This window comes from Aeromonas sp. s5 (assembly GCF_040907865.1).
Lineage (GTDB): Bacteria > Pseudomonadota > Gammaproteobacteria > Enterobacterales > Aeromonadaceae > Aeromonas > Aeromonas dhakensis.
In genome coordinates this window covers 552,418-578,230 of sequence record NZ_JBFOCO010000033.1, presented here as the reverse complement: position 1 = coordinate 578,230, position 25,813 = coordinate 552,418, and the positions used below count along the sequence as shown (strand labels likewise).

The 25,813-nt window shown below is 62.3% G+C and carries 23 protein-coding genes; 16 read left to right on the top strand and 7 right to left on the bottom strand.

The annotated features are described in order from the left end of the window. Nucleotides 1-206 precede the first annotated feature (206 nt). Both AB5Y94_RS22030 and AB5Y94_RS22025 read left to right on the top strand, forming a co-directional pair. Nucleotides 207-740, top strand: coding sequence for a hypothetical protein (locus AB5Y94_RS22030; protein ID WP_208199403.1), 534 nt, complete (start codon nt 207-209; stop codon nt 738-740). Next, nucleotides 740-2,104 (top strand): hypothetical protein, encoded by a 1,365-nt coding sequence (locus AB5Y94_RS22025; protein WP_368206593.1) that lies wholly within the window; start codon nt 740-742, stop codon nt 2,102-2,104. The genes AB5Y94_RS22030 and AB5Y94_RS22025 overlap by 1 nt, the downstream gene beginning before the upstream one ends. Nucleotides 2,105-2,415: 311 nt before the next feature. On the opposite strand, the gene AB5Y94_RS22020 is transcribed toward AB5Y94_RS22025, so the two are convergent. The 5 genes from AB5Y94_RS22020 to fadI all read right to left on the bottom strand — a co-directional run bounded on the left by AB5Y94_RS22020 (nt 2,416) and on the right by fadI (nt 7,929). After that, nucleotides 2,416-3,300, bottom strand: a complete 885-nt coding sequence (locus AB5Y94_RS22020; RefSeq protein ID WP_368206592.1) for an AEC family transporter — start codon at nt 3,298-3,300, stop codon at nt 2,416-2,418. Between the two features lie 11 nt (nt 3,301-3,311). Beyond that, nucleotides 3,312-3,869 carry a YaeQ family protein gene (locus tag AB5Y94_RS22015; protein ID WP_010633897.1) on the bottom strand — a complete coding sequence of 186 codons (558 nt, stop codon included), beginning with the start codon at nt 3,867-3,869 and terminating at the stop codon, nt 3,312-3,314. 192 nt (nt 3,870-4,061) lie between these two features. After that, nucleotides 4,062-4,202, bottom strand: coding sequence for a TIGR02808 family protein (locus AB5Y94_RS22010; RefSeq protein ID WP_005301193.1), 141 nt, complete (start codon nt 4,200-4,202; stop codon nt 4,062-4,064). Nucleotides 4,203-4,495: 293 nt separating this feature from the next. Next, nucleotides 4,496-6,619, bottom strand: coding sequence for a fatty acid oxidation complex subunit alpha FadJ (gene fadJ / locus AB5Y94_RS22005; protein ID WP_368206591.1), 2,124 nt, complete (start codon nt 6,617-6,619; stop codon nt 4,496-4,498). Continuing rightward, nucleotides 6,619-7,929, bottom strand: coding sequence for an acetyl-CoA C-acyltransferase FadI (gene fadI, locus AB5Y94_RS22000; protein WP_043171407.1), 1,311 nt, complete (start codon nt 7,927-7,929; stop codon nt 6,619-6,621). The genes fadJ and fadI overlap by 1 nt, the downstream gene beginning before the upstream one ends. A 194-nt stretch (nt 7,930-8,123) precedes the next feature. On the opposite strand from fadI, the gene AB5Y94_RS21995 reads away from it, so the two are divergent. The 11 genes from AB5Y94_RS21995 (at nt 8,124) to AB5Y94_RS21945 (ending at nt 20,510) form a co-directional block, all read left to right on the top strand. Then, a complete protein-coding gene (locus tag AB5Y94_RS21995; protein WP_017786153.1) occupies nt 8,124-9,074 on the top strand; it encodes a MoxR family ATPase in 951 nt (316 codons plus the stop codon). Nucleotides 9,075-9,108: 34 nt separating this feature from the next. Then, nucleotides 9,109-9,999 (top strand): DUF58 domain-containing protein, encoded by an 891-nt coding sequence (locus AB5Y94_RS21990; RefSeq protein WP_368206590.1) that lies wholly within the window; start codon nt 9,109-9,111, stop codon nt 9,997-9,999. Continuing rightward, nucleotides 9,984-10,565 carry a DUF4381 domain-containing protein gene (locus tag AB5Y94_RS21985; RefSeq protein ID WP_244364358.1) on the top strand — a complete coding sequence of 194 codons (582 nt, stop codon included), beginning with the start codon at nt 9,984-9,986 and terminating at the stop codon, nt 10,563-10,565. The genes AB5Y94_RS21990 and AB5Y94_RS21985 overlap by 16 nt, the downstream gene beginning before the upstream one ends. Then, the gene (locus AB5Y94_RS21980; protein ID WP_244364360.1) at nt 10,562-11,572 is read left to right on the top strand and encodes a VWA domain-containing protein; all 1,011 of its coding nucleotides are present in this window, start codon (nt 10,562-10,564) and stop codon (nt 11,570-11,572) included. The genes AB5Y94_RS21985 and AB5Y94_RS21980 overlap by 4 nt, the downstream gene beginning before the upstream one ends. Beyond that, nucleotides 11,572-13,062 carry a tetratricopeptide repeat protein gene (locus AB5Y94_RS21975; RefSeq protein ID WP_368206708.1) on the top strand — a complete coding sequence of 497 codons (1,491 nt, stop codon included), beginning with the start codon at nt 11,572-11,574 and terminating at the stop codon, nt 13,060-13,062. Before AB5Y94_RS21980 ends, AB5Y94_RS21975 begins: the two co-directional genes overlap by 1 nt. Further along, complete coding sequence (locus tag AB5Y94_RS21970; RefSeq protein ID WP_368206589.1) at nt 13,059-14,600, top strand: hypothetical protein; 1,542 nt, start codon at nt 13,059-13,061, stop codon at nt 14,598-14,600. Before AB5Y94_RS21975 ends, AB5Y94_RS21970 begins: the two co-directional genes overlap by 4 nt. 12 nt (nt 14,601-14,612) lie before the next feature. Next, nucleotides 14,613-15,203 (top strand): sigma-70 family RNA polymerase sigma factor, encoded by a 591-nt coding sequence (locus AB5Y94_RS21965; RefSeq protein ID WP_005301215.1) that lies wholly within the window; start codon nt 14,613-14,615, stop codon nt 15,201-15,203. Then, the gene (locus tag AB5Y94_RS21960) at nt 15,196-15,939 is read left to right on the top strand and encodes a DUF3379 domain-containing protein (protein WP_368206588.1); all 744 of its coding nucleotides are present in this window, start codon (nt 15,196-15,198) and stop codon (nt 15,937-15,939) included. Before AB5Y94_RS21965 ends, AB5Y94_RS21960 begins: the two co-directional genes overlap by 8 nt. 410 nt (nt 15,940-16,349) lie before the next feature. Beyond that, a complete protein-coding gene (locus AB5Y94_RS21955; protein ID WP_005301224.1) occupies nt 16,350-17,648 on the top strand; it encodes an outer membrane protein transport protein in 1,299 nt (432 codons plus the stop codon). A 253-nt stretch (nt 17,649-17,901) separates the two neighbouring features. Next, the gene (locus AB5Y94_RS21950; RefSeq protein ID WP_201970811.1) at nt 17,902-19,158 is read left to right on the top strand and encodes an OmpP1/FadL family transporter; all 1,257 of its coding nucleotides are present in this window, start codon (nt 17,902-17,904) and stop codon (nt 19,156-19,158) included. 128 nt (nt 19,159-19,286) lie between these two features. Continuing rightward, nucleotides 19,287-20,510 (top strand): EAL and HDOD domain-containing protein, encoded by a 1,224-nt coding sequence (locus AB5Y94_RS21945; protein WP_242764205.1) that lies wholly within the window; start codon nt 19,287-19,289, stop codon nt 20,508-20,510. Here AB5Y94_RS21945 and AB5Y94_RS21940 read toward each other — a convergent pair. After that, complete coding sequence (locus AB5Y94_RS21940) at nt 20,507-21,670, bottom strand: acetyl-CoA C-acyltransferase (protein ID WP_368206587.1); 1,164 nt, start codon at nt 21,668-21,670, stop codon at nt 20,507-20,509. The genes AB5Y94_RS21945 and AB5Y94_RS21940 overlap by 4 nt on opposite strands. Nucleotides 21,671-21,791: 121 nt before the next feature. On the opposite strand from AB5Y94_RS21940, the gene AB5Y94_RS21935 reads away from it, so the two are divergent. After that, nucleotides 21,792-22,187, top strand: a complete 396-nt coding sequence (locus tag AB5Y94_RS21935; RefSeq protein ID WP_005301228.1) for a MerR family DNA-binding transcriptional regulator — start codon at nt 21,792-21,794, stop codon at nt 22,185-22,187. Nucleotides 22,188-22,243: 56 nt separating this feature from the next. On the opposite strand, the gene AB5Y94_RS21930 is transcribed toward AB5Y94_RS21935, so the two are convergent. Further along, nucleotides 22,244-23,482, bottom strand: a complete 1,239-nt coding sequence (locus tag AB5Y94_RS21930) for a dicarboxylate/amino acid:cation symporter (protein WP_005301229.1) — start codon at nt 23,480-23,482, stop codon at nt 22,244-22,246. A gap of 269 nt (nt 23,483-23,751) precedes the next feature. Between AB5Y94_RS21930 and AB5Y94_RS21925 the strand changes: the two genes are divergently transcribed. After that, a complete protein-coding gene (locus tag AB5Y94_RS21925) occupies nt 23,752-24,036 on the top strand; it encodes a pyrimidine/purine nucleoside phosphorylase (protein ID WP_010633884.1) in 285 nt (94 codons plus the stop codon). A gap of 202 nt (nt 24,037-24,238) precedes the next feature. After that, nucleotides 24,239-25,621, top strand: coding sequence for an L-serine ammonia-lyase (locus AB5Y94_RS21920; protein ID WP_010633883.1), 1,383 nt, complete (start codon nt 24,239-24,241; stop codon nt 25,619-25,621). Nucleotides 25,622-25,813: the final 192 nt, after the last annotated feature.

Below are 25,813 nucleotides of genomic sequence, written 5' to 3'. Positions count from 1 at the left end.
AACAGAAAAAGGGAACGCCGATTAGAGCAGTGGCCATTTTATTCACACATTAAGTTGTGCCAATGCCGCCCCCCTAGATCCAACTGCCATGTGTGAGTCCCTTATCGTGACCGAATTAACAATGTCATCAATTTGCCATTGAACAGGCATGAATTGGGTATACATTACTTCTCTGCGTGTTTTTTGTAGCCATATGGAGATATGTAATGAGCAAGGAAGCTATCTATAAAAATCTGGAATCTTTGGCACCGGTCGTAAAGGTACTCGGGGAAGTGGACAAAGCCTTAAACGATAAGGAACGAATTGATTCTGACAGTGATGATATCAAGGAAGTGCTGGCTGCCGCTGGCGGTGTCGGTGCTGGTGCGGGTATTGGGTTTGCAGGTCTTTATTTCGGCGGCATGACTGGTCTCTCTGCTGCTGGCATCACCTCTGGTCTGGCTGCAGCTGGCGGCCTCGTGGGTGGCGGTATGGCGGCAGGCGTAGCTGTTCTGGCGGCACCTGCAGTGCTGCTGGGTGTTGGCGCTTACGCTTTAGTATCACAACGTAACAAACGCAAGTTGAAAGAAAAGAAAGAGATGTTGCTGCAAGAAGCGATGAAAAAGCAGAACGCCATCATTTCAGAACTGCGCAAATCCTCAGACGACAACAAAGCAAGGGCAGACTATCTGACCAAACTCAACACACTCCTGCAATCAATCATCATTGACCTTGAGGGTGACTTGAAGGTGGCTGCCTGATGAGCAATGACAAGGGTGATTATCTCACCGATGGATTGAGGGTTGCAGTTCATCACAAGCAAATGCTTGATCAACTGGGCTCCGAACATGATCAGCAGCTTCATAGCCTCGATGCTGCGATCAACTCCAGTGAAGCCTTGCTCCGACGCTTGGGTAAGGCATTACCGGTAAAAGACTCCAGCACGTCAAACTCTTTGCACGTAATTACCCCTGTCAGGACAAAATCATGGGAAGAAATCCTTGCAGAGGCTAAACAAGCAATACCTGGTGAGGTCGATTTTAATGATGTACTGACGCCAGCGGAAATTGATGCTGTATTGGCAAAACATCAGAAACTCGGTGAGCACCTGGGTTGGCTCGGCAGCCTTGATCGATACGATGTTGCACTGGCTGTTTCTGCGGGCATCCTCTCCGGGCTTACCGATATCTTTCTTGTCCAGGTGCCCGCACATCCGGGATTTTTGGGTAGTCCTGCTTCGGAAGGGGGATGGTTATCCAACAAGGTCAAGGAGCTTTTTGGCGAAGTTCTGCCACCAGAAAAGATCAAAGAGCTTGAAGGGTTGTACAAAGTCTCTTTCGATCCCTCGACTAGTAGTGACCTGAAAGAAACTGTTGCTGGATTGGGCCCTCACACTCATCGTTACCAATCATTGGGACATGACCCCATTCTAGGTTTCATTTTTGGGGTCAAAGATGTGTTGTGCGGTGAATTTACTGCCATTGATAAGTTTGGCAACGTGATTGTCCAACAAACTGCTGCGCCATTACTGGAGGGTGAGCATTTTATTATAAGGCTCCTGGAGGCCATCAGAAAAGTTGGCGGTCATCTGGCATCAGATGTAGCAACACCAGCAGGCCTGCCCGCCCCCCTGATGCCCCTTCTCTCTTTCTTTCAATTCGGAACGATAGGAAAGCAAGGTTACACCATCGCTGAAGTTGCAAGACAGATGTATCGCAGTGGATACGACCTGCGTCATTTCATTGCGGCCTCAGTGCCATTGGCGATCAGTGAATTGATTGTTCGGCTTGGCTTTATGGTTAGAAAGCTCAATGCGGGAGCGACACTGGCCGAGGCATTTCCCAATGCAGCGCATCCGCAACTTCGTCGCCAGCTGCTGATTGCACATGGGGTGGCAGGAGTGATCAATGCAGGCAAAGTAACAGTGACCAGCAACCCCTTATCTATTAGCTGGCCACTCGTTTTAACGCTGCTGCGCTACGGTATGCCAGAAATGATGTATTTGATTTATGGCCAAGAAAAAGAGAGAGCAAAGCTGGTTGAGACCGAGATAATGGCTGACTACAGAGCCATTCATCAGGAGCTTGATACACAGCTTAAGATGCTCCCTCACATCGTGATATAGGCTGGTAAAATGCAGCCCCGCATCGCGGGGCTTTCTTCAAGGTAAATATATTATCTTGCAGACCATTTTTTCAGCGCTTCCAGCACTTTGAAGGCCAAAGGCGCATCCAGCCATCCACGCCGTCATCCGTTGTATCCAGTGGTTTAATGCATTCTTCGATCTAATCCTTCGACTCCAAAGCTGGACAACCTTGACTTGCTCAAAGTTACTGACTCTGATTTAACAACAGAAGGGCTATAGCTTCGATTAGCGAAGTGCAATCGGACTCTCGTAGTAGCGCCCTCAAGCGTCCTTTTTATTACTGAACAGTCTCAACCACTCAAATGCAGGGCCAGCCAGACTGCCAGCGGGATCACCAGGACCGAGAGCGCATTGCCGCCGAGCACGATACTGGCTACCTTCTCGGGCTGGCACTGGTACTGCTCGCACAGCATGTAGTTGAGCACCGCCGGCGGCAGTGCCACCGACAGCATCAGGAGCGGGACCCAGGCCGGTTGCAGCGGCAGCAGCCAGACCGCCAGACCCAGGGAGATGCCGCCGGCCAGCAGATAGAGCAGGTTGCACTTGAGGGCGAGCCCCAGGTGATCCAGCTCCCCTTCCATCAGCCGGATACCCAGGGCAAACAGCATCAAGGGCACCGAGATCTGGCCGAGCAGGGAGGCGCTGGTCACCAGGTATTCGGGCAGCGCAATGTGCAGATTGGCCACCAGCAGGCCCGCCAGGGCGGCCCACAGCACAGGGCTTTTCAGCCAGAGCCAGCGGGAGGTGTTGGCCGAGAGGATGAACATGCCCACCGAGAAGTGGAGCAGGTTGGAGAGCACGAAGAGGATGATGATGGCGCCCAGCTGCTGCTCGCCGAAGGCCAGCACCATCAGCGGAATGCCGAGGTTGCCGGTGTTGCGAAACATGGCGGGCAGGATCAGGGCCGGTCGGCTGATGCTGCTAAGCCTGAGCAGGGAGAGCAGCAGCCCCGGCAGCAGAATCACCAGGGCCCCCGCCGCGATGAGCGAGAGGTGGGCCATCAGATCCAGCGGGTATTTGACCAGCGCCGAGAACACCAGCGCGGGGGTAAACAGCTCGATATTGGCCCGATTGACATAGCCCAGCGCGCCGCCCGGACGCAACCGGCCGTAGAGGGCGCCAAGCCCCACCACCGCAAACACCGGAATGACGATATTGAGCAGCGCGCTGAACATGGGCGAGTCCTTTACAGTTCGCGGGCGGGGGTTCCCATCAGCAGCACGGGATCCAGGGTCACTTCCTGGCGACCGTTGCTCACCCAGAGCTGGCCGTCGGAGATGGTACAGGTGAGCTGCATGGTGCGCTCCACCATCTCGGTCAGCGGCAGGGTCTGGCTGTCGGAGAGCTCAATCACGGTGAGGTTGTCGTGCAGGCTGAGCTTGCCCTGGTTCTGCTTCCACCAGACGCTGGTGCCACGGCCACCGTAGAGGTAGAGCACCACATGACGGGAGCGGTTGCACGCCTTCTTGAGACGGCGCTCGTCGGGCTGGCCGAGCTCGATCCAGAGTTCAATCTCGTCGGAATAGTTCTTGCGCCAGAGCTCGGGCTCATCATCGGCAGAGAGGCCCTTGGTGAACTCCAGTCGCTCGGCGGCGTGCCAGGCGAAGGCCGCCAGCCGGATCATCATCCGCTCGTCGGTCTCGGAGGGGTGACGGGCCAGGGTGAGAGAGAAGTCCTGATAGAGATTGCGATCCATGTCGGACAGGCTGAGCTGAGCCTTGAATACGGTTGCCTTGAGAGCCATAGAAAACCTTGAATACCTTGGGAAGCGGGCCGAAACGAAAAACTGCGCGCCAGTGTAATCAAAATCGGCGTCAGGTTCGACCTCAAGCAGCACAGATTTGGCCCGGCTCGCGCAGATAACGGCCTGCCAAGGCTCAAAAAACAAATGCCAGTCCGAAGACTGGCATTTGGCGGTATGAACGAAAGAAGCGGATCACTTCTCGGCGGACTTGACCCCGAAGGCATTGAGCAGCAAGCAGCAGGTCACTGCCACCGCTACAAACCCGCTCAGGAAGATAAAGGGCATGGCCCCGTATCCCAATACAGTCCAGATGGTTTGTTCAAGCAGACTCATTATGTGTCCTTCATCCAGTGAAATGGGTGTCCCTTTCGTGACGGGGTTATTCCCCGTTCCTGATGATGCTATTTGACCCCAACCAGCGCCTGAGTCCTATGCCACCAAAGTAATAAATAGGGGGCTACTTTGCGTTGGATCAACAATTTATCCCTTGCCGAGGAAAAATATGGACGCAATTCAACCCGTTGTCAGCCTGCGGCCCTCTCCTCTCCCATTGCTGCGCCAAAAAGAAGGAGGCGACCCCGGGGTCGCCTCCTTGTCGGTTGCCTGTTGCCGCGAGCGGCGCACCCTCAGTAGAAGCGCTGCTGCTCGGCCGCCATCGCCTTGAGGCGATCGCAGGGGGCGAAGCGATCGCCATGGCGCTTCTGGTAGTGCTCAAGGCGCGCCACCAGGTGCTCGATGCCAAGGCTGTCCATGTAGCGGAACGGGCCCCCCAGGAACGGCGGGAAGCCGATGCCGAAGATGGCGCCGATGTCGCCATCGCGGGCCGAGGCCACCACGCCGCTGTCGAGCGCCATGGCCGCTTCGTTGAGCATCATCAGCACGCAGCGCTCGGCGATCTCCGCCTTGGCCTGTTTGGCCTGGGGGCTGACGCCCAAGATGCCGTAGACACTGTCGTCCACCTTCTTCTTGCCCTTGGCGGCTTTGCCGTAGAGGTAGAAGCCCTTGCCGTTCTTGCGCCCCTTGCGATCGTTTTGCAGTAGCTTGTCAAAGGCCGCCGGCGCCTGGAAGCGCTCGCCCCCCAGCTCTTTCTCGAGGATCGGGGAGATCTTGGCCCCCACGTCGATCCCCACCTCGTCCAGCAGGGTGATGGGGCCCACCGGGAAGCCGAAATCGAGCAGGGCACCGTCCAGCACCTCCACCGGCTCCCCTTCCAGCACCAGGCGCGCCGCCTCGTTCATGTAGGGGGCCAGGATGCGGTTGACGTAGAAGCCCGCCTCATCCTTGACCACGATGGGGGTCTTGCCCTGGGCCCGGGCAAAGGCCAGGGTGGTGGCAACCGTCTCGGCACTGGTGCCGGCGTGGGGGATGATCTCCGCCAGCGGCATCTTGTCCACCGGGCTGAAGTAGTGCAGCCCCACCACCCGCTCCGGGTGTGCCGCCGCCGAGGCGATCTGGTGGATAGGCAGGGAGGAGGTGTTGGAGGCAAACACTGTGTGCTCGCCGCATTCGCGCTCCACGTCCTGCACCATCTGGTGTTTGAGGGCTAGATCTTCGAACACGGCTTCCACCACCATGTCAACCCGGTGGAAACCGGAGTAGTCGAGGGTGCCGGTGAGCAGGCTCATCTGCTTCTCAAGCTCGCTGCGCAGGATATGACGGCGCTTGAGCTTCTTGGCCAGGATGTCGTAGCTGTAGCGCATGGCGTTGCCGATGCCGGCACTGGCCACGTCCTTGATCCGTACCGGTACCCCCGCCTTGGTGGCAGTAACGAAGGCGATGCCGCCCCCCATCAGACCGCCGCCCAGCACGGCGGCATGACCCACCTTGCGCGGCTCGGCCCCCTGATAGGTGACCTCCTTCTTCATCTCGGTGGTGGCAAAGAAGATGGAGCGCAAGGCGGCGGATTCGCTGGTCATCACCAGCTCGCCAAAGTGGCGGGATTCGGCGGCAAGGCCTGCCTGCATCCCCTCTTCCACTCCGATGCGCACCACCTCCAGGATCAGATCCGGGGCCGGGTAGTTGCCGCGGGTCTTCGCCTTCACCCCCTTGCGGGCCTGATCGAACAATACCTTGCGGCCAAGCTTGTTGGTCTCCAGCAGTTTGCCCTGCAAATCCCGCTTCAGCTCGTGACGGGGCTTGCCCTTCTTGGCCAGCTTGATGGCGGCCTCCAGCAGGATGGAGGGGGGCACCACATCGTCCACCAGCCCCAGTTTCTTGGCCTGCTTGGCCCGCACCTGCTTGCCGGTCAACATCAGATCGAGCGCCTTGGCCACCCCGATGAGGCGCGGCAGACGCTGGGTCCCGCCGGAGCCCGGCAGCAAGCCCAGTTGCACCTCGGGCAGGCCGAGCACCGTCTTGCCGTGATCGGTGACCACCCGGCCATGACAGGCCAACGCCAGCTCCAGCCCACCACCGAGACAGGGGCCGTGAATGGCGGCGATCACCGGAATGGGCAGCGACTCGATCTCGGCGAAGATCACCTGCCCTTCCCGCGACAGCGTCTCGGCATCCTTGGCGCTGGTACAGGCCGCCAGCATGCTGATGTCGGCGCCGGCGATGAAGGAATCCTTCTTGCCGGAGACCACCACCAGGCCGATCAGCTCTTTGTTGGCTTTCACCTCGGCCAGCACCGCGCGGATCTCCTCTACGAAGGCGGCTTTCAGGGTATTCATGCTCTCGCCCGGCACATCCATGGTGAGAATGCCGATGCCATCCTGGCGCACCGCCAGGGAAAAAGTCTTCTCGCTCATCACTCTACCTCCAACACCATGGCCACGCCGAGACCGCCCGCCGCACAGGCGGTGTTAAGCCCCAATCCTCCTCCCCGACGCCGCAGCTCGTGCAGGGTCTGGGTGATCATGCGCGCACCGGTCGCGGCAAAGGGGTGACCATAGGCCAGCGAGCCACCAAGGACGTTGAATTTGTCCATGTCCACTTCGCCGATGGCCTGCTCACGGCCCAGCTTGCTCTGGGCAAATTCGTGGCTGGCAAACATCTTGAGGTTGGCCAGGGTCTGGGCGGCAAAGGCTTCGTGCATGTCGATCAGAGTGAGATCGCTGAGCGTGATGCCGGCACGGTCCAGCGCCAGCGGGGTGGCGTAGGAGGGACCCATCAGCATGTCCTGCCACACGTCGATGGCAGAAAACGCGAAGCTGCGGATATAGCCGAGCGGCTCGAGACCGAGCTCGCGGGCCCGCCCTTCGCGCATCAGCAGCACGGCGGCGGCGCCGTCGGTAAGCGGGGTGGCGTTGGCAGCGGTGACGGAGCCGTGCAGCCGGTCAAACACCGGCTTGAGCTTGGCGTAGCTCGCCAGATCCGAACTTTCGCGGATGTTGTTGTCTCGCTCCAGCGGCGCCTTGTAGGGGGGCACGTGGGCGGTAAACACCTCGCCATTGAGCTTGCCATCGGCCCAGGCCTGGGCGGCCAGGGTGTGGGAGCGGTGTGCCAGCGCATCTTGCGCCTCGCGGCTGATCTGGTGGCTCTTGGCCATCTGCTCGGCGGTCTGGCCCATGGAGAGGCCGGTGGAGTACTCGGCCACGGCGGGCGGCACCGGCAGCAGATCCTTGACCCGCAGCTGACGCAAAATGTTGAAGCGCTGCTGCAGATTGCGCGCCTTGTTGAGATCCACCAGGGCGCGAGCCAGCTTCTTGCTCACCCCGATGGGCAGCACGGAGGAGGAGTCGGCGCCGCCGGCAATGGCGATGTCCACCGTGCCGGCCATGATGGATTCGGTGACGTTGGCGACGGCCTGGAAACTGGTGGCGCAGGCACGCGACACGCTATAGGCATCGGTGCTGACGCTCATGCCGGTGCCGAGCACGATCTCGCGGGCGATGTTGGGGGCTTCCGGCATCTGTACCACCTGGCCGAACACCAGCTGGTCGATGAGCTTGGGGTCGAGATCGGTGCGAGCGAGCATCTCGCTCACCACCAGCTTGCCCAGATCCACCGCAGGCACGCCGTGAAAGGCGGTGGCCTGCTTGGCAAAGGGAGTGCGCAAACCCGCCACGACGGCAATCCGTTCGCCCTGGCGAGTCGTCAGTTTCAATGGCTCTTTCATCCTGGCTCCTTGGTTAAACGAGAAGACTAAAAGGGAGAGGTCTGACCTCATTGCGCCACATCTTAACAATCCACTCACAAATTTCATACGGCTGATTGAAACTAAATTGCCGCCATCTTGGCCCCCTCCCTCGCCCTTGTGCGCCAACTGGAGTATAAAAAGATCAACTTCTATGAAAACAACGGGTTTATTGCATGGCAGCGGCCGAGTTCAGACAGCTTGGGGACTATCTTGGTAGTCAGATTCTGGGACAGGGCCCCCTCATCGAGGGGCTGCTGATCGCCCTGTTATGTGAAGGACATGTGTTGATCGAGGGCGCCCCCGGTCTTGCCAAGACCCGGGCCGTCAAGGCGCTGGCCGGCGCGGTGGAGGGGCGCTTCGCCCGCATCCAGTTCACCCCCGACCTGCTGCCCGCCGATCTCACCGGCAGTGAGGTGTTTCACCCCCAGGATGCCAGCTTCGTGTTTCAGCCCGGCCCCCTCTTCAACCACCTGGTGCTGGCGGACGAGATCAACCGGGCGCCGGCCAAGGTGCAATCCGCCCTCTTGGAGGCGATGGCCGAGCATCAGATCACCGTGGGCAAGAAGAGCTGGCGCCTGCCACCGCTCTTTATGGTGGCCGCCACGCAAAACCCGATAGAACAGGAGGGGACCTATCCCCTGCCGGAGGCCCAGCTCGATCGCTTCCTGCTCAAGCTGCTGGTGGACTACCCGAGCCCCGCCATGGAGCTCGCCATCCTCCAGCTCAACGCCCAGGGCGACACTCTGCCGGCGCCGCCGCTCACCCTGAGCCAGGCCGATCTGCTGGCGGCCCGCAGCGCGGTGCAGGCGGTGCAGATGCAGGGGCGCCTCGAACACTATCTGGTGCAGCTGGTCTGCGCCACCCGCCCTGGCAGCGGCCTGTGTCCGGAGCTCGAACCCCTGGTCGCGGTGGGCGCCAGCCCCAGGGCCAGCATAGGTCTGGCCAGGGCGGCCCGCGCCAGGGCCTGGCTGGCCGGGCGGGATTTCGTGCTGCCCGAAGACATTCAGCAGCTGGCGCCGGCCGTGTTGCGCCATCGCCTCATCCCCAGTTATCAGGCGCTGGCGGACAACCTCGACAACGAGGCGCTCATCACCCTGCTGCTGGATGCGATCCCATGCCCCTGAGCCCGCTCGCTCCCTCTGCGCAGGCCCTGCTGCCATGACGGACGCCGCCGATCCCCTCGCCCATCCAGATATCGCCCTGCCGCTTGCCAGGTTGCTGGCGATCAGGCAGTGGGCCCGGCAGGGGCCGCGCTCGTCCATTCAACCGGTGGCGCAGGGGCGGCTGGGCCGCACGCCGGGGCTCACCTTTCGCGAGCTGCGAGCCTATCAGGCCGGTGACGAGGTGCGCCACATCGACTGGCGGGTGACCGCCCGCCTCGGTCGCCCTTATACCCGCCTCTACAGCGAAGAGCAGGATCAGGCCCACTGGCTGCTGCTCGATCTCTCTCCGGCCATGTACTTTGGCTCTTGCCACCAGCTCAAGGCGCGCCTGGGTTGCGAGCTGGCCGCCGCCCTGCTCTGGCAAGGGGAAAAGCAGGCCAACACCCTGATCTGCCACGGCGTGGAGCCGCATCTGCAACACCAGCGTGGCCCGCTGGTGCCGCTGCTGGAGGCCCTCTGCCATCATTACCAGCTGGGACTATCGCGCACGCCGCCCCTCCACGCCCTGGCCCATACCCTGGCCCGGCTCAATTTGCCCCACGGCGCCAGATTGACTCTCATTACCGATCACAGCCCTCTCGATGAGGCGCTCTGCCGCCAATTGCAGCTGCTCGGTCGGCGCCACGACCTGCATTGCTGGCAAATTCGGGATCCGCTGGAGGCAGCCCTGCCCGCCCAGGGCCGCCTGGCGGTGCGCGCCGGCCAGCAGAGCGGCTGGCTCGAGGCCGGCGAAGCGGGGTTCGCCTGGCGCTATCAAGCAGCCGCCGAGCTGCTGGCCCGCCAGAGCCATCAGCAACTGCTGCCGCTGGTGCAGCGCCTCTACCGGCTCGACAACGGCCAGCCGCTGCAACGCCAGTGGCAGGAGGGGGCATGCCGCCAATTCTGAACTGGCTTGCCAGCGCCGTACCGGGCAGCAGCGTCCCCACCTCCCCGCTGGCGGCCCAGCTGCGCGACATTCATCCCGGCCCACCGCTGCAGCTCGCCTCTGATCCCCGCCTGCTGGGCTGGTGGTGGCTGCTGATCGCCCTGCTGGTCGGCACCTTGATCATCCTCGGCGTGCAGAGCCTGCTGCGTTATCGCCGCTGGCGGCGGCAGCTCGACTGGCAGGCCCCCGATCTGGTACCCAGGTTTCAGGCCGTGATGCGCGAGGCCGTGCTGCCGCGCTGGCCCGAGGCGGCCTCCCTGCAGGGCGAGCCCTGGCTCATCTTTCTTGATTCTTTGGGGCTTGATTCTCTGGGGGGCAGCCGTTTTCGCGAGCTGGCCCCGCACTGGTCTGCCTGGCTCTACGGCGGTCAAAGCCCGGATGCGCAGCAGCGCCAGGCGCTGCGCCGGGCCTACCTCGCCTGGGGACGTCACTGCATCTGCCCGCCAGCCTGGTTGCTGGCGCTGCGCACTCGCTGGCGGCGCGGGCGAAGCCTTACAAGAGATGCGCACATCCGGAGGCAGCCATGATCCTCGCCTGGCCCTGGTTTGCCCTGGCGCTGGTGCTGCCGCTGCTGGTGCGCTTCGGTCTGCCGCCCCGCCCCAGCGGCGCACACGACCCCGGTGTACTGAACCATGCCGGCTTTCCTCTGCTGCGCCCCCATGTCGGCCAGCCCCTGTGGCGGATGGCGCTGTGCTGGTGCGCCCTGGTGCTGGCGCTTTGCCGCCCCCAGTGGCAGGAGCCGCCTCAGGTGAGCTATCAGAGCAGCCGGGATCTCATCCTGGCGGTGGATCTCTCCGACAGCATGCGCACCCAGGACATGCTGGACGACGGGGAGCAAAAAGACCGGCTCAGCGCGGTGCGCCAGCAGATAGACAGGCTCATCGCCGCCCGCCCCGGCGATCGCATCGCCCTCATCGTGTTTGCCGATCACGCCTACCTGCTCTCGCCCCTGACCCAGGAGACCAACGCCCTGCTCGGCCTCACCCGTGAGCTCGATTTCGAGCTGGTGGGGCGCACCACCGCGCTGGGCGAGGCCATTCTGCTTGCTCGCCAGCACAAGGCTCCCAACCGCTCCACCGCCCTGTTACTGGTCACCGACGGGCGCAACACCGCCGGCAGCGCCGATCCCCTGAGCGAGGCCAAGCAGGCCGCCGCCGCAGGCATTCGCCTCTATACCCTGGGGGTGGGCGCCGATCCGGATACCTTTGCCGAGGCGATGGCCCCCGCGCTGGCCCCGGCTCAGAGCGATCCCAGCGCCGAGCTGGACGAGGCCCTCTTGCAGCAACTGGCCGAGGTGGGCCATGGCCGTTACTTCCGCGCGCGCACCCAGGGGGATCTCGAGGCCATCAATCAGGCGCTGGATACCCTGGAGCCCGTCGCCACCGCGCAGACCCGCTATCGCCCCAACCTGGAGCTCTACCCCTGGCCGCTGGCGCTGGCCTGGCTGCTGCTGAGCTGGCCCACCCGGTTGCGCTGGCCAGCGCGGCTGACTCGCAAGGCCCGGCCTGATCAGCCGTCCCGAGGCGCCCCATGATGGAGCTCACCCTGCTGCGCCCGCTCTGGTTGCTGACCCTGCTGCCCTGGTTGTGGCAGGGGTGGCGCCGTCGCCACCAGCCCCCGCTGCTGGCCCCCGCCATGCAGGCCTATCTGCTGCCGGGACAGCGGCGCCAGCGCCCCTGGCTCTGGCTGGCCTGCCTGCCGGTGATCCTGGCCTTGAGCGGCCCGGCCCTGCGCCAGCAGAGCCTGAGCGTGCCAAGCCCCGCCCTCGACATCTGGCTGCTGGATCTCTCCCGCTCCATGCTGGCCACCGACCTGCTGCCGGATCGGGCCACCCGGGTGCGGGTGCTGCTGCAGGATCTGCTGGCCGACAGGGAGCGGCAGGAAGCGCCCCATCCCATCGCCCTCATTCTGTTTGCCGGAGATGCCTACCTCGCCATGCCGCCCACCCGGGATCGGCAAGCCATCGCCCTGCTGCTGCCCGACCTGCGCCCGGCCATCATGCCAAGACAGGGCAGTGCGCCCGAGCGCGCCGTGGCACTGGCTCTCACGCAGATCCCCGCCGGCCGGCAAGCCCGCCTGCTGCTGATCACCGATGACCTGACCGTGCGTCAGGCCGAGCGGATCAAGGCGAGCTGGCCCTGCCAGGGCAACCTCTTTTGCCACCCCGAAGTGCAAGCCCGTCTCGATATCCTGCTGGTCAACGCAGGCCAGGCCAGTCAACTGCCCGCCACCCTGGGCGGCGGCCTTGGCCGCGAGCTGCCCGCCCCGGATGTGGCGACGCTGCAGCAGCTGGCAACCGATCTCGGCGGTCAGCTGCAGTGGCTGCAGCAGGGATTGCCGCGCTTTGCCCCCCTGCCCATGAGTCAGACCACAGGCGCGCACCAGGCGCAGGATCTCGGCCCCTGGCTGCTGCTGCCCCTGCTGCCGCTGGCACTGCTGGCCCGCATCGGCAGCCTCTGGCTGGTGGTAATGGGGACACTCTTGCTGACGCCCCCCTCCCTGCAGGCCAATCCGGCGCTTGCCAGCACGCCCCCGGTCGGGGACAACCTGGCCTGGCAGGCCTTCTTGCAGGGGCGCTATCAGGAGGCGGCCCGCGCCTTTGCCGACCCCGTCTGGCAGGGCAATGCCTGGTATCGGGCCGGCGACTACGCCCGGGCCGTTGCCGCCTACGGCCGGGCCAACAACGCTACCGCCCACTACAACCGGGGCAACGCCCTGGTACAGCTGGGCCAGCTGGCCGCCGCCGAGCAGGCCTATCTGGCGGCGCTGGCACTGGTTCCCAACCATGAAGACGCGCTTTACAACCTGGCGCTGCTGCGCGCCCAGCCGCCCGCGGCAGCACCAGAGGCGCAGGATCCCAAGCCTGTCGATACCCCCGAGCAGGCCGCTACCCCGGATGTCCCGCTGCCTCCATCTCCCCCCGTACTGCTGCTGGAGCAGCGGCTGCGCAAGGAGGATCAGCGCAGGCGCGAGCAGGAGGCCGACAAGGGCCTTCTCCCCACAAGAGGGGAGGATCCCTGGTGACGCGCCTCTCTGCCCCTTGCCATGCGCTCTGCCTTCTGCTGCTCTGGCTGCTGCCGGCGCAGCTCTTTGCCGCCCCGCCCCGGGCCGAGCTGCTGCCAGGTGCCGATCGCCGCGACTGGCTGCTGATCATCGAAGCGGACGGCGAGCGCCAGAGCGATGAACTCGCCATCACCCCCCTGCTGCGCCGCTTTGCGGTGGGCAAGGTGACCATGAGCCGGGTCACGGCCCCGCAGCAAAACCTGACCCGCTGGCAGATCCCCCTGCACCTGCTGGACGACGCAGAGCAGCAGGTGCCGGCTCTGTCGCTGGGAACGGAGCAGACACCGTCCATCCCCTTTCCGCCGCGCTCCGAGAGCGGCAGCCTGGTGCCAGCCCCTGCCATCTCCCCCATCGAGTTGCAGGCCCGGGTGCTGCAACAGGGGCCGCTCTACCCAGGCCAGCCCTTTGTCTATCAGCTCAGCCTCTGGCTGCCCGCCAACATGGAGGCCCCCAACCTCACCGAGCCGGCCAGTGATGCCTTCACCATCCGCCGTCTCGGCAACGATCAGTGGCAGCCCCCGGCGAGCCCCGGCCTGCCGGGCCGGCTGACCCGCAGCTGGCTGTTGCAGGCCAGGGAGGCCGGGCGCCATCCGCTGGAGTCCCCCCGCTTTCAGGGGCGCCTGCCGCAGGATGACGGCGGCAGCGACCCCCTCTCGGCCCGGGCCGCCACCCTGTTCGTGCAGATCGACGAGCCCCCGCTGCAACCGGTGGCGAGCCGGCTTACCCTGAGCCAGCGGCTGGATCCCCCCACCGGCGCCAGAGCGGGCGAACCGGTGATCCGCACCCTGACCCTCACCCTGGAGGGGGGGGATGGCAACCGCCTCACCCTCTCCAGAGTGCTCGGGAGCACAGCCCTGCCCGCCGGCGTGCAGGCCAGACCGGATGGAGAGCAGCAACAGGAGCGCTATCTCGCCGAGGGGACGCTGCGCTTCGAGCGCGAGTGGCGCCAGGCCCTGACCGTCGACGAGCCCGGCGATTACCTGCTGCCCGCCATCGAGCTGGCCTGGTTCAACACCCAACACAAGCGCATTGAATACGCGCGCCTGCCCGCCGTCCCCTTGCACATCACCGCAGGGGCGCAGGGGCAACCGACCCGGGATGGGCCGAACGACGAGAGCCTGCGCTGGGTCATCTGGGCCCTGCTGCTGCGCGCCTGCTGGCGCCACGGGCCGCGCTGGCACGCCTTTTATCGCCTGCAGCGGGCGCTGGCTCGCACCGAGGCCGAGCCGATCCGCCAACACCTGCTTGGTTGGGCCGCCCTGCGCTGGCCTCAGCCCCATCTTCGTCTCGACACCCTACCCTGTCGCCGCGATCTCGCCCTTGCGCCCCACTTCGCCGCCCTGGAGCGAGCCTGTTTTGCCGCCGTCGCCCCCGCTGACCATAGTGGGCACGACTGGCGCGGCTTTGCCGCGGCCCTATGCGGCCATGAAACTTTTGCGATAGCCTATGGCCTCAGGCAACTGGCCCGGATCGGTGGATCCGGGCCTTCATTCAAATAAGGAAGCCCAGCGATGGCTTTAGGATTTTTCAGAAAAAAAGGCGCCACAGTCGGAAAGGATCCCACGACCTCCCCGGTCTATGGAGGTATGGCCGACAAACAAACCAAATACGAAGCCCTGGTGCATGCCCTGCACGGGGACATCTACCGCTATGCCTACTGGCTGTGCCGGGATCCGCAAGTGGCGGAAGACCTGGTGCAGGAGACCTTCCTGCGCGCCTGGAAGGGGATAGACACCCTGGTGGATGACAAGGCCGCCAAGGCCTGGCTCATCACCATACTGCGGCGGGAGAACGCCCGGCGCTTCGAGCGCAAGCAGTTCGATCTCGTCGATCTCGACGAGCACCCCCAGAGCGATCAGGAGGCGCTGCACAGCGAGCAGGAGATGGAGAACGAGTGGCTCAGACGCCACATCGCCCGCCTGCCGGCAGAATACCAGGAGCCCCTGCTGCTGCAGGTGCTGGGAGGCTTCAGCGGCGACGAGATCGCGGCGCAACTGGGGCTCAACAAGAACACCGTCATGACCCGCCTGTTTCGGGCCCGCAACCAGATCAAAGAGGCCATGGAGTCAACGACCCAACAGAGAGGACACACCAATGGATGAGCTGGAATTTCGCCGTCGGGCCATAGCCCATCCACATGAGCAGGATCCCGCGTTTCTCGAGCAGGCCCAGCGCTCCCCCGCCAACCGCAAGCATCTGGAGGAGATGAAGCAGCTCGATCGCAGCCTGCAGCGGGCGATGGAGGTCGAGGTGCCGGCCGGCCTGGCCGAGCGCATCCTGCTCAGGCAGGCACTGGAAGCGGATCAGGAGCAGGTGGTTCCCCTGCCGGTGCGCCCGCGCAGCAACTGGCGTGCGCTGGCGATGGCCGCCTCGGTCGCCTTCCTGCTCGGCATGAGCACCCGCTGGCTGAGCTGGCCGCAGGCCACCCCGGACGAACTCTCGCTGGCCCAGGTCGCCATGGCCCACGTCTATGGCGAGGAGCCCTTCATCAAGGATGTGGACGAGCAGGTGAGCCTGCGCACCATCAACGCCAAGATGGAGAAATATGGCGCCACCCTGATGGGCATGCAGGGGCTGAAGATCACCTATGTCAACCACTGCTCCTTCTATCAGGGGCCGGCGCTGCACATGGTGCTGCAGGGCAAGATGGGCCCGGTCACCCTGTTCCTGGTGCCCAAACATGTGCCGCTCACCCTGCAGCCCACCTTCGAGGATGGCCAGCTCAAGGGGGAGATCCTGCAACTCAAGGGGGCCAACATGGTACTGATCGGTGACATGGAGGAGCAGCTGGCACCGGTGGCGCAGCAGCTGGAATCCCGGCTGCACTGGTCGATTTAACAGGTGTTAACGCAATCCTGACCCGAACGACCTCGGGTCAATCCGACGGGCAGACCAGACAACTTGGCTGCCCGTTTCCGCCCTTATCCCCCACGATTTGCCGCCATTTCCGGCTCATTCACGGCAAGTGCCGAAAAATATTTTTGTGATGCAGATCGCCCTATGTGCGTGTTTTTTATCCAATAAATGGTAAAAGAGACTATTTATGCGGCACATTCAAACAAATGATTAACACTCCAGAAACTTTTATGTATTCTGCTGTCACTGGTCTGATTTCTTACCTCCTACCAGATCCATAGAATCACGCCAGAATTGAATGGGAAGAAGCTGAAATAACAACAGATCTTGTCACATACGGAGGCAAAAAAGCCCCGATGCTGACAGAAAATCTGCCTACAAGAGAGAACACTATGACAACTGCCTTTTTCAAAAAGAGCCTGATCGCTGCCGCCGTCACTCTGGCCAGTACCCAAACCTTCGCCGCCGCGTTTCAGCTGAACGAACACTCAGCCTCCGGTCTGGGCCGTGCGTACGCCGGGGAAGCCGCCGTGGCAGACAACGCCTCCGTGTTGTCCCGCAACCCGGCAGCCATGACCCAGTTTGACAAGATGGCGTTCTCCGTATCCGGCACCTACATCAAGCCGGACGTGGATGTAAATGGTGACATCTATGCAGGTTCCGCCAAGATGGCCGGCGCCAGCGAGAGCGGCATCGCACCGAGCGCCTTCGTGCCCGCCACCTACTTCATCCAGCCGCTGAACGATCAGTGGGCCTGGGGTATCGGCCTGTTCTCCAACTACGGTCTGTCGACCGAGTACACCGAGAACTTCAACGGTGGCTCCATTGCCGGCAACACCGAACTGCTGACCTTCAACATCAACCCGAACATCGCCTACCGCGTCAACCAGCACTTCACTTTCGGTGCCGGTGTGAACCTGGTCTATGCCAAGGCTGAACTGAACCGCCGTGCCGGCGTGCTGGCCGCCGTGCCGCCGCTGAGCAGCGTACCGGGTGTCGGCAAGGACACCATCGTCAGCCACCTGAAGGGTGACGACTGGGGTTACGGCTGGAACGTGGGCACCATGTTCGAAGTCAACGAAAACAACCGCTTCGCCCTGACCTACCGCTCCCAGGTGGACCTGAAATTCAAGGGTGACTACCAGGGTACCTCCTCCGGCTTCAAGACCGTCGGTGGCGAACTGCCGCTGGATCTGCCGGCCCAGGCCGAGTTCGCCGGCTACCACCGTCTGAACCAGCAGTTTGCGGTGCACTACTCCGTCAACTGGACCGACTGGAGCGCCTTCCAGGAGCTCAAGGCCACCAGCGGTCAGTGCAACAGCACCGACGGTGCCGGTGTCTGCCTCTACAAGCCTGAGAAGTTCAAGGACTCCACCCGCTACTCCCTGGGCGGTACCTGGTACGTCAACCCGTCCTGGGAAGCGCGTATCGGCTTTGCCTACGACAACACCCCGATCGAGCCGGAATACCGCAGCCTGAGCATCCCGGACTCCGACCGCGTTTGGTATAGCGCCGGTGCCACCTACCACATCGACAAGGACATGAGCGTCGATTTCGGCATGGCCTATCTGGACGGCAAGAAAGTGGACGTCAACGAGAAGCTGGTTGAAAGCAACGAAGCCCTGCGCTGGAAAGGCACCTCCCACGGCAACGCCTTCCTCGCTTCCGCTCAGTTCAACATGAAATTCTGATCATCAGCGAATTAACCAGAGCGCCTGCGGGCGCTCTTTTTTTATGCTCAATGCCTGTTTCAGCGTACATCTGTAGTAAACAACTGTACGCTTTTCTTTTTTTATCAAGCTATTAGCAGCACATCCTCCAGCATTTAATCCCGTTTTGAACCGCCGGCTTCCGCGCCCGTTGCCTTACTGGTCGTACCATATAAAATCCTGCATCCAATCAGAACAACGTTCGAACCCAAGGTTCACTTTCAAGGACAATGCAATGCACTCCATCATGAAGCCGTCTCTCATCGCCCTGCTGGTGCTGTCGAGCCAGGCCCAGGCGGCAGGTTTCCAGCTGGCCGAGCAATCCGCCACCGGCATGGGCCGCGCCTTCGCGGGCGAAGCCGCCATCGCCGACAATGCCAGCGTGCTCTCCCGCAATGCCGCCGCCATGACCCGTTTCGATACCATGGCCTTCTCCGGTGGCTTCATCTACGTGCACCCCGATGTCAACATCGAGGGCACCACCCGGGTGCCGACCGCCAGAGGGCCGGTCGACCTGGATGCGGCGGCCCACGACATCGCCGATGATGCCTGGGTGCCCAACGCCTACCTGATAGTGCCGCTCAACGATCAGTGGCGCCTGGGGCTGGCCGCCACCTCCTATTACGGGCTCGGCGTCAAGATGCCGGACAACTACAATGCCGGCCACTTCGGCAACGTCTCCGACATCAAGACCGTGGATCTGGGCGCCTCGCTGGCCTATCGCGTCAACCGTGTCTGGTCCGTCGGGGCCGGCCTCTCCGCCATTCGGGGCGAAGGGGAAGTGGGTGGCACCTTCCCCTCCAACAACCAGATCGCCAAGCACCTGAAAGGGGATGGTTGGGCCATGGGCTGGAACCTGGGCACCCTGCTGGAGCTGTCGGACGCGACCCGCATCGGTCTCTCCTACCGTCATGACGTGACCCTGAAGCTCTCCGGCGATGCCATCGGCATCGATCAGAACGGGCAGCCCTTCACCGATACCGGCAGCCTGGATCTGCCGCTGCCCGCCACCGCCGAGCTGGCCCTGTTCCATCAGCTGACGCCGGTGCTGGCACTGCACTCGAGCATCAACTGGACCAACTGGAGCAAGTTCGTACAGCTGGAGTCCGAGCTCGACCACCACGGCGTCATGCACATCAAGGACGAGCACTGGAATGACAGCTGGCGCTATGCGCTGGGTCTGACCTACCAGCTGGCGCCGCAATGGACACTGCGCTCGGGCCTTGCCTACGACCGCAGCCCGGTGCCGGCAGATCGCCGCACCATCTCCATCCCCGACTCGGATCGGGTCTGGTACAGCGCCGGGGTGGGTTATCAGTTCGATCGCAACCTCTCGCTGGATCTGGGGGTCACCCTGATCGACGGCAAGAAGGTGGACGTGAGCGAAACCATGCAGCTCAAACCCGGCATCCCGCAGACTACCTCCACCTTCCAGGGCACCTCGGAAGGGGACGCCTGGCTGGCCGGCCTGCAGCTCAACTACCTGTTCTGATCCGGCGGGCCTCCTGGGCCCGTCTATTCAAGCACTATGCCAGTTATTGACCGTTTCTGACCTTCACGCGCTGGCATAGTGCTCTGCTTCACAATAAAATCAATCCAGTACACCCGCTGGAGAGATGCATGTATTCCTACGTAGCAAGGCAGCCCATCCTGGATCGGGAGTTGAAGACCCACGCCTATGAGCTGCTGTTTCGCGACAGTCTGGATAACGTGTTTCCTCCCATCTCCTCCCAGCAGGCCACGGCCAGGCTGGTGGCCGAACAGTTCCTGCAACAGAACATCGATCAGCTGCTCGGCGGCCGCCCCTGCTTCATCAACTTCCCCCACTCCCTGTTGCTGGAAGGACTGGCCGAATGCCTGCCGCCGGAGAAGGTGGTGATCGAGATCCTGGAAGACGCCACGCCCGACGACGCCCTGCTGGCCAAGGTGAAGCAGTTGCACGAGCTGGGCTATCAGCTGGCACTCGATGACTTCACCCTGTCGCCGGACTGGGAGCGCTTCCTCCCCTATATTCACATCATCAAGTTCGATCTGCGCACCACCTCCCTGTTGCGGATCAAGGTGTTCATCCAGCAGCATCAACAGCTCAAGCTCACCTATCTGGCCGAGAAGGTGGAAGACAAGGCGGAGTTCGAGCGGGCCAAGCGGCTCGGTATCGACCTGTTCCAGGGCTTCTTCTTCAGCCGCCCCGAAATGGTCAAGCAGGCCACCATGGAGCCGGCCCAGGTGGTGGTGATGCAGTTGCTCAACGTGGTCAACCAGGCCGAGCCGGATCTCAACCGCATCGAGCAGTTGCTGAGTCAGGACATCTCCCTGTCACTCAAGCTGCTGCGTTACGTCAACCACCTCAAGAGCCACGCCAACCCCATCTCCTCCTTTCGCCAGGCGGCGGTCTATCTCGGCCACACCCAGCTCAAGCGCTTCGTGACCCTGGTGGCCGCCACCAGCGCCGGCCAGGGCAAGAGCGCCGAGCTCTATCAGATGTCGATGATCCGGGCCCGTTTCTGCGAGCTGCTGGCCCATACCCATGCGCCCACCCAGGAGGCTCAGCAGGCCTTCATCACCGGCCTCTTCTCCCTGCTTGACGTCTTGATGGAGCAGCCGATGGACAAGCTGCTCGGCACCATTCCGCTGATCGAGGAGATCCGGGTCGCCCTGCTCGAGCGCAAGGGCAACCTGGGGTTCTACCTGTCGTTTTGCGAAGATTACGAGAATGCGAACTGGCAGCGGATCACCGCCAGAACGGCCCAATTAGGGCTCAATGAAGAGAAGGTCAGCCAGCTATATCTGACCGCCACCGCCTGGGTCAACCAGCAACTCCAGGCGATGGCGGAGACAGATTAACCCAGCTCGATGGCGACTGCGGTCGCCTCCCCGCCCCCGATGCACAGACTGGCGATCCCGCGCTTGAGGCAACGTTCGCGCAAGGCGTGGATCAGGGTCACCAGGATCCGGGCGCCACTTGCTCCCAGCGGATGACCGAGGGCACAGGCGCCGCCGTTCACGTTCACCTTGTCATGGGGCAGCTTGCAACCCGCCATGGCCAGCATGCTCACCATGGCGAATGCCTCGTTGACCTCGAACAGGTCCACCTCGCCCACCTGCCAGCCCACCTTGGCCAACAAGCCCTCGATGGCCCCGATGGGCGCGCTGGTGAACTCGGCAGGCAGGGCCGCGTGGCTCTGATAACCCACCAGCCGTGCCAGCACGGGCACGTCGAGTTGCGCAGCGGTGTCGGCCCGCATCAGGATCAGCGCCGCCGCCCCATCCGAGATGGAGCTGGCATTGGCCGCCGTGATGGTGCCCGTCTTGCTGAAAGCCGGCTTGAGCTGGGGGATCTTCTCGGGGCGCGCCTTGCCAGGCTGCTCATCCTCGGCCAGCAGCAGGGTCTCTCCGGCCTTCACCGGCGCCAGCTCCGCTGCAAAGGCGCCGCTGCGCTGGGCCGCCAGCGCCCGCTCCAGCGAGGTGATGGCAAAGGCATCCATGTCGGAGCGGGTCAGCCCGGCGCGATCCGCGCTCAGCTGGGCATAATGGCCCATCAGTTGACCTTCGTAGGCATCCTGCAGCCCGTCGAGGAACATGTGATCGAGCACGCTCTGGTGCCCCATCCGAAAACCGCTGCGCGCCTTGTCGAGCAGATAAGGGGCACGGCTCATGCTCTCCATCCCGCCGGCGATCACCACGTTCGTGTCACCGAGTCGCAACCCATCGGCCGCCAGCATCACCGCCTTCATGCCGGAACCGCACACCTTGTTGACCGTGGTGCAGGGGATGCTGTCCGGCAGGCCCGCCTTCAATACCGCCTGACGGGCGGGCGCCTGGCCGACCCCGGCACTCAGCACGTTGCCAAGATAAGCCTCATCGATCTGCTCCCCCTTGAGCCCGGCCTGCGCCATGGCTGCGGCGATGGCACAGGCACCCAGTTCGGGTGCGCTCTGGTTGGCCAGGGCCCCTTGAAAGGCCCCCATGGGGGTACGTTTGGCCGCAACAATCACGATATCCATCAATTGCACTCTCCTTGTTACATTGAGCTAACATATGCCGCCGCCGTCGCGGGAACAAGACTTGCGGGGCAGTGGACGTTTGGGTAAGGTGCCAGCCAGGATTGACAGTCAAGATAGCGCCATGAACCGAACCAAGGATGACAAACGGACCTACAGCATCAGCGAACTGGCCCGTGAATTTGATGTTACGACCCGAAGTATTCGTTTTTATGAAGATCAGGGACTTTTGAATCCTGCTCGTCAGGGGCAGACCCGGATCTACAGCCGTCAGGACAGAGTGCGGCTCAAGCTCACCCTGCGCGGCAAGCGACTGGGGTTCAGCCTGGCGGACATCCGCGATCTGTTCGATCTCTACGATGCAGACAAGAGCAGCCGTACCCAGCTGCAGACCATGCTGGGACTGGTGGCCGACAAGCGGGATACCCTGCAGCAGCAGCTGGAAGACATCAAGATGGTGCTGCTGGAGCTGGACGCCGCCGAGCAGCGCTGCCAGCAGGCGCTTGAGCAGCTCGGCTGAGGCAAACAGACAAGCATAAAAAAGGGGCCCGCGGGCCCCTTTTCATTGCAACTGGATTATTTGTTCCAGCGGTCCGGATCGTAATCCGGGCTGTAGCGGTCGACGATGACGGCGCAGGCCGCATCACCGGTGATGTTGAGGGCGGTACGGATCATGTCGAACAGACGATCCAGCGCAAACAACAGCGGCAGTCCCTCGATGGGGATCCCGGCGGCCAGCAGCACGGCGACCACCAGGAAGCTCGGGCCAGGTACGCCGGCCTGACCGATGGCCCCCAGGGTGGCGGTCACTATGATAGCGGCCCAGGCACCCATGGAAAGATCGATCTGATAGACCTGGGCGAAGAAGATGGCGACCAGACCGTAATAGATGGCGTTGCCGCTCATGTTGATGGTGGCACCCAGAGGCAGCACGAAGGAGGCCGTGGCATTGCTCACCTTCAGCTCTTTCTCGCAGGTCTCCATGTTGACCGGCAGGGTCGCCATGGAAGAGGCGGTGGAGAAGGCGACGATCTGCGGCTTCTTCATGGCAGACAGGTACTTGCGCACCGGGGTGTTGGAGAAGATCATGACCAGCAGCGGATAGACCACGAAGCCGAAGATCAGGATGGCGGCCAGATAGACCACGAACAGCTTGATCACCAGGGTCAGCACGTCGAAGCCGTAGGTGCCGATGGCGTCGGCCATCAGGCCGAACACGCCGAGCGGCGCAATCAACATCACCTTGTTGATCATCCAGACGAAGGCATCCACCAGGGTGTTCAAACCATCGACCAGCGGCTTGGCCCGCTCGCGGGGCTGCTTGGCCAGCGCGATGCCGAGGAACATGCAGAACACCAGGATCTGCAGGATGTTGGCTTCGTTGAGCGACTGGAAGACGTTGGTCGGGATCATCCCGAGCAGGGTGGCGACCGCATCGGGCAGGGCGCCCTTGTCGGAATAGTCACCGGAGAACATGGAGGCCATGGAGCCGAACTCGACCCCGATCCCGGGTTTGAAGATCTGCCCCATCACCAGTGCCAGCAGCACCGCCAGCGCCGAGGTGCCGAGGAAGAAGGCCAGCGTGGTGACGCCAATCTTGCCTGCTGCCGGGCTGGCCCCCAGATTGGCTGCCCCCGACAGGATGGCCACCGCCACCAGCGGGATCACCAGCATCTTGATGAGCTGGATAAAGAGCGTACCGAGCGGTGCGAACACGGTGGCTTGTTCACCCATGAACGCCCCCACCAGTGCCCCCAGCACCATGGCAACCACGACCTGGAAGCCAACGTTCTTAATGAGTCCTTTTGTTAACACAGAATGTTCCTTTATGTAGCAATTATTTACACTTTCCCAGTGCAATCAACCAAACAGGGGAAGAACAGCTGTCCATTCTCCTGAGCGCGCGCTTTATCTCATATTTATTGGCTGTTTGAAATCGCCAAATCGTTAACGGGAGTTATTGATAAGTTTGCAATAAAGTTAAGATTCAAAAGGAACACGGCGATTTTTCCCGCTTTCATCATGACAACTGACAAAACATTGTGCTATTTTGACGTGGCAAACGTGCATACAGGGATGAAAACATGCTGAAAGTTAACGAATATTTTGACGGAAATGTAAAATCCATCGGTTTCGAGCAAAAAGGGGACAAAGCGACCGTCGGTGTGATGGAAGCGGGTCACTACCAGTTCAATACCGCCGCCCCCGAGCGGATGACGGTGGTCAAGGGTGCCCTTACCATCCAGCTGGCCGATGAAGATGAGTGGCACACCTATGAGCAGGGCCAATCCTTCGACGTGGCCGGCCACTCCTCCTTCAAGCTGGAAGTGAAGACCCCCACCGCCTATCTGTGCGAGTTCCTCGACTAAGCCGCACACAGGCTGCAGCCCAAGTGGATAAGAGAGCGGACCCGAGTCCGCTCTTTTTCATCTGATCCCCTTCCCGTCTCGGCAACCCTTCGCCGTGACCCCCTCATTTGCGTGCCGCCATCACACCCCTCGGTTTTCCCGCTTTCCATCGACTACAAAAAATTTACAATATTTAGACGAAACCCATAATCGGAGTGGTGTCATGATCAGTGTCTTCGACCTGTTTTCCATCGGGATCGGTCCCTCTTCTTCTCATACCGTGGGGCCGATGCGCGCCTCTTACGCCTTTGTCATCGCACTCAAGCAACAGGGGCTGCTGCCCCGGACCGAACGGGTAGAAGTGGAGTGCTACGGCTCCCTCGGCCAGACCGGCAAGGGCCATGGCACCGGCAAGGCCATCATCCTGGGGCTGGCCGGTTTTGAACCCGAGTCGGTGGACATCGAGGCCATTCCCGCCTTCCTGGCCGAGGTGGAGCGCAGCCAGTCGCTGCGGCTGGCGGGGGAGCAGCCCAGCCAGTTCGCCCGCAGCGGCGCCATCATCTTCAACCGGCGCAAGACCCTGCCCGCCCACTCCAACGGCATGACCCTGCGCGCCTTCGCCGGTGAACAGCTGCTGCTCGAGCAGACCTACTACTCCATCGGTGGCGGCTTCATCATCGAGGAGAGCCACTTCGCCAACGCCAAGGAGGAGGCCGCCCGCTTCGATGCGGCCCACCCCGTTCCCTACCCGTTCGAGAGCGGCGCCCAGCTGCTGGCCCACTGCCAGGAGAGCGGCCTCTCCATCTCCGGCCTGATGCTGGCCAACGAGAAGGTGTTTCGCACCGAAGCCGAGATCAAGGCGGGCCTGCGCAAGATCTGGCAGGCGATGCAGGGCTGCGTCGAGCGTGGCTGTCGCAGCGAGGGGGTGCTGCCCGGCGGGCTCAAGGTGAAACGGCGGGCGCCGGCCCTCTATCGCCAGCTCAGCTGCGAGACCAATTTCAACAAGGATCCACTGATGGTGATGGAGTGGGTGGATCTGTTCGCGCTGGCCGTCAACGAGGAGAACGCCGCCGGCGGCCGGGTGGTGACCGCCCCCACCAACGGTGCCGCCGGCATCATTCCCGCCGTGCTGCACTATTACGATCGCTTCGTACGCAAGGTGGATGACGAACTGCTGCTGAGCTACTTCCTCACCGCCGCCGCCATCGGCATCCTCTACAAGAAGAACGCCTCCCTCTCGGGTGCGGAAGTGGGCTGCCAAGGGGAAGTGGGGGTGGCCTGCTCCATGGCGGCGGGGGCGCTGACCGAGATCCTGGGGGGCAGCCCGGCGATTGTCGAAAACGCCGCCGAAATAGGCATGGAGCACAACCTGGGGCTCACCTGCGATCCGGTGGGCGGCCAGGTGCAGGTGCCCTGCATCGAGCGCAATGCCATGGGGGCGGTCAAGGCGATCAACGCCGCCCGCCTCGCCCTGCGCGGCACCGGTGAACACAAGGTGTCGCTGGACAAGGTGATCAAAACCATGTGGGAAACCGGCAACGACATGAAGACCAAATACAAGGAAACCGCCCGCGGTGGCCTGGCAGTTAACATTACCGAGTGTTAAAAATCGGTAATTTGCTCCATTTGGTTCCCAAATACCCGGCATTGTCGGGTATTTTTATGGGCAAACGCTTAACAAAATGGATAAGCATCAAAATAAATTTTATACTCGCCGCTCTGATTCAACAAAAATAGATCTATTTCAACTTTTTTTGGGCTTTGAGCCGTTACACTGTGGTTATCTGGTTCATTGACC

What these genes read in the sequence shown, in the direction of transcription:
- AB5Y94_RS22030 (WP_208199403.1), top strand. Translation starts at nt 207, where the DNA reads ATGAGCAAGGAAGCTATCTATAAAAATCTGGAATCTTTGGCACCGGTC.
- AB5Y94_RS22025 (WP_368206593.1), top strand. Translation starts at nt 740, where the DNA reads ATGAGCAATGACAAGGGTGATTATCTCACCGATGGATTGAGGGTTGCA.
- AB5Y94_RS22020 (WP_368206592.1), bottom strand. Translation starts at nt 3,300, where the DNA reads ATGTTCAGCGCGCTGCTCAATATCGTCATTCCGGTGTTTGCGGTGGTG.
- AB5Y94_RS22015 (WP_010633897.1), bottom strand. Translation starts at nt 3,869, where the DNA reads ATGGCTCTCAAGGCAACCGTATTCAAGGCTCAGCTCAGCCTGTCCGAC.
- AB5Y94_RS22010 (WP_005301193.1), bottom strand. Translation starts at nt 4,202, where the DNA reads ATGAGTCTGCTTGAACAAACCATCTGGACTGTATTGGGATACGGGGCC.
- fadJ (WP_368206591.1), bottom strand. Translation starts at nt 6,619, where the DNA reads ATGAGCGAGAAGACTTTTTCCCTGGCGGTGCGCCAGGATGGCATCGGC.
- fadI (WP_043171407.1), bottom strand. Translation starts at nt 7,929, where the DNA reads ATGAAAGAGCCATTGAAACTGACGACTCGCCAGGGCGAACGGATTGCC.
- AB5Y94_RS21995 (WP_017786153.1), top strand. Translation starts at nt 8,124, where the DNA reads ATGGCAGCGGCCGAGTTCAGACAGCTTGGGGACTATCTTGGTAGTCAG.
- AB5Y94_RS21990 (WP_368206590.1), top strand. Translation starts at nt 9,109, where the DNA reads ATGACGGACGCCGCCGATCCCCTCGCCCATCCAGATATCGCCCTGCCG.
- AB5Y94_RS21985 (WP_244364358.1), top strand. Translation starts at nt 9,984, where the DNA reads ATGCCGCCAATTCTGAACTGGCTTGCCAGCGCCGTACCGGGCAGCAGC.
- AB5Y94_RS21980 (WP_244364360.1), top strand. Translation starts at nt 10,562, where the DNA reads ATGATCCTCGCCTGGCCCTGGTTTGCCCTGGCGCTGGTGCTGCCGCTG.
- AB5Y94_RS21975 (WP_368206708.1), top strand. Translation starts at nt 11,572, where the DNA reads ATGGAGCTCACCCTGCTGCGCCCGCTCTGGTTGCTGACCCTGCTGCCC.
- AB5Y94_RS21965 (WP_005301215.1), top strand. Translation starts at nt 14,613, where the DNA reads ATGGCTTTAGGATTTTTCAGAAAAAAAGGCGCCACAGTCGGAAAGGAT.
- AB5Y94_RS21960 (WP_368206588.1), top strand. Translation starts at nt 15,196, where the DNA reads ATGGATGAGCTGGAATTTCGCCGTCGGGCCATAGCCCATCCACATGAG.
- AB5Y94_RS21955 (WP_005301224.1), top strand. Translation starts at nt 16,350, where the DNA reads ATGACAACTGCCTTTTTCAAAAAGAGCCTGATCGCTGCCGCCGTCACT.
- AB5Y94_RS21950 (WP_201970811.1), top strand. Translation starts at nt 17,902, where the DNA reads ATGCACTCCATCATGAAGCCGTCTCTCATCGCCCTGCTGGTGCTGTCG.
- AB5Y94_RS21945 (WP_242764205.1), top strand. Translation starts at nt 19,287, where the DNA reads ATGTATTCCTACGTAGCAAGGCAGCCCATCCTGGATCGGGAGTTGAAG.
- AB5Y94_RS21940 (WP_368206587.1), bottom strand. Translation starts at nt 21,670, where the DNA reads ATGGATATCGTGATTGTTGCGGCCAAACGTACCCCCATGGGGGCCTTT.
- AB5Y94_RS21935 (WP_005301228.1), top strand. Translation starts at nt 21,792, where the DNA reads ATGAACCGAACCAAGGATGACAAACGGACCTACAGCATCAGCGAACTG.
- AB5Y94_RS21925 (WP_010633884.1), top strand. Translation starts at nt 23,752, where the DNA reads ATGCTGAAAGTTAACGAATATTTTGACGGAAATGTAAAATCCATCGGT.
- AB5Y94_RS21920 (WP_010633883.1), top strand. Translation starts at nt 24,239, where the DNA reads ATGATCAGTGTCTTCGACCTGTTTTCCATCGGGATCGGTCCCTCTTCT.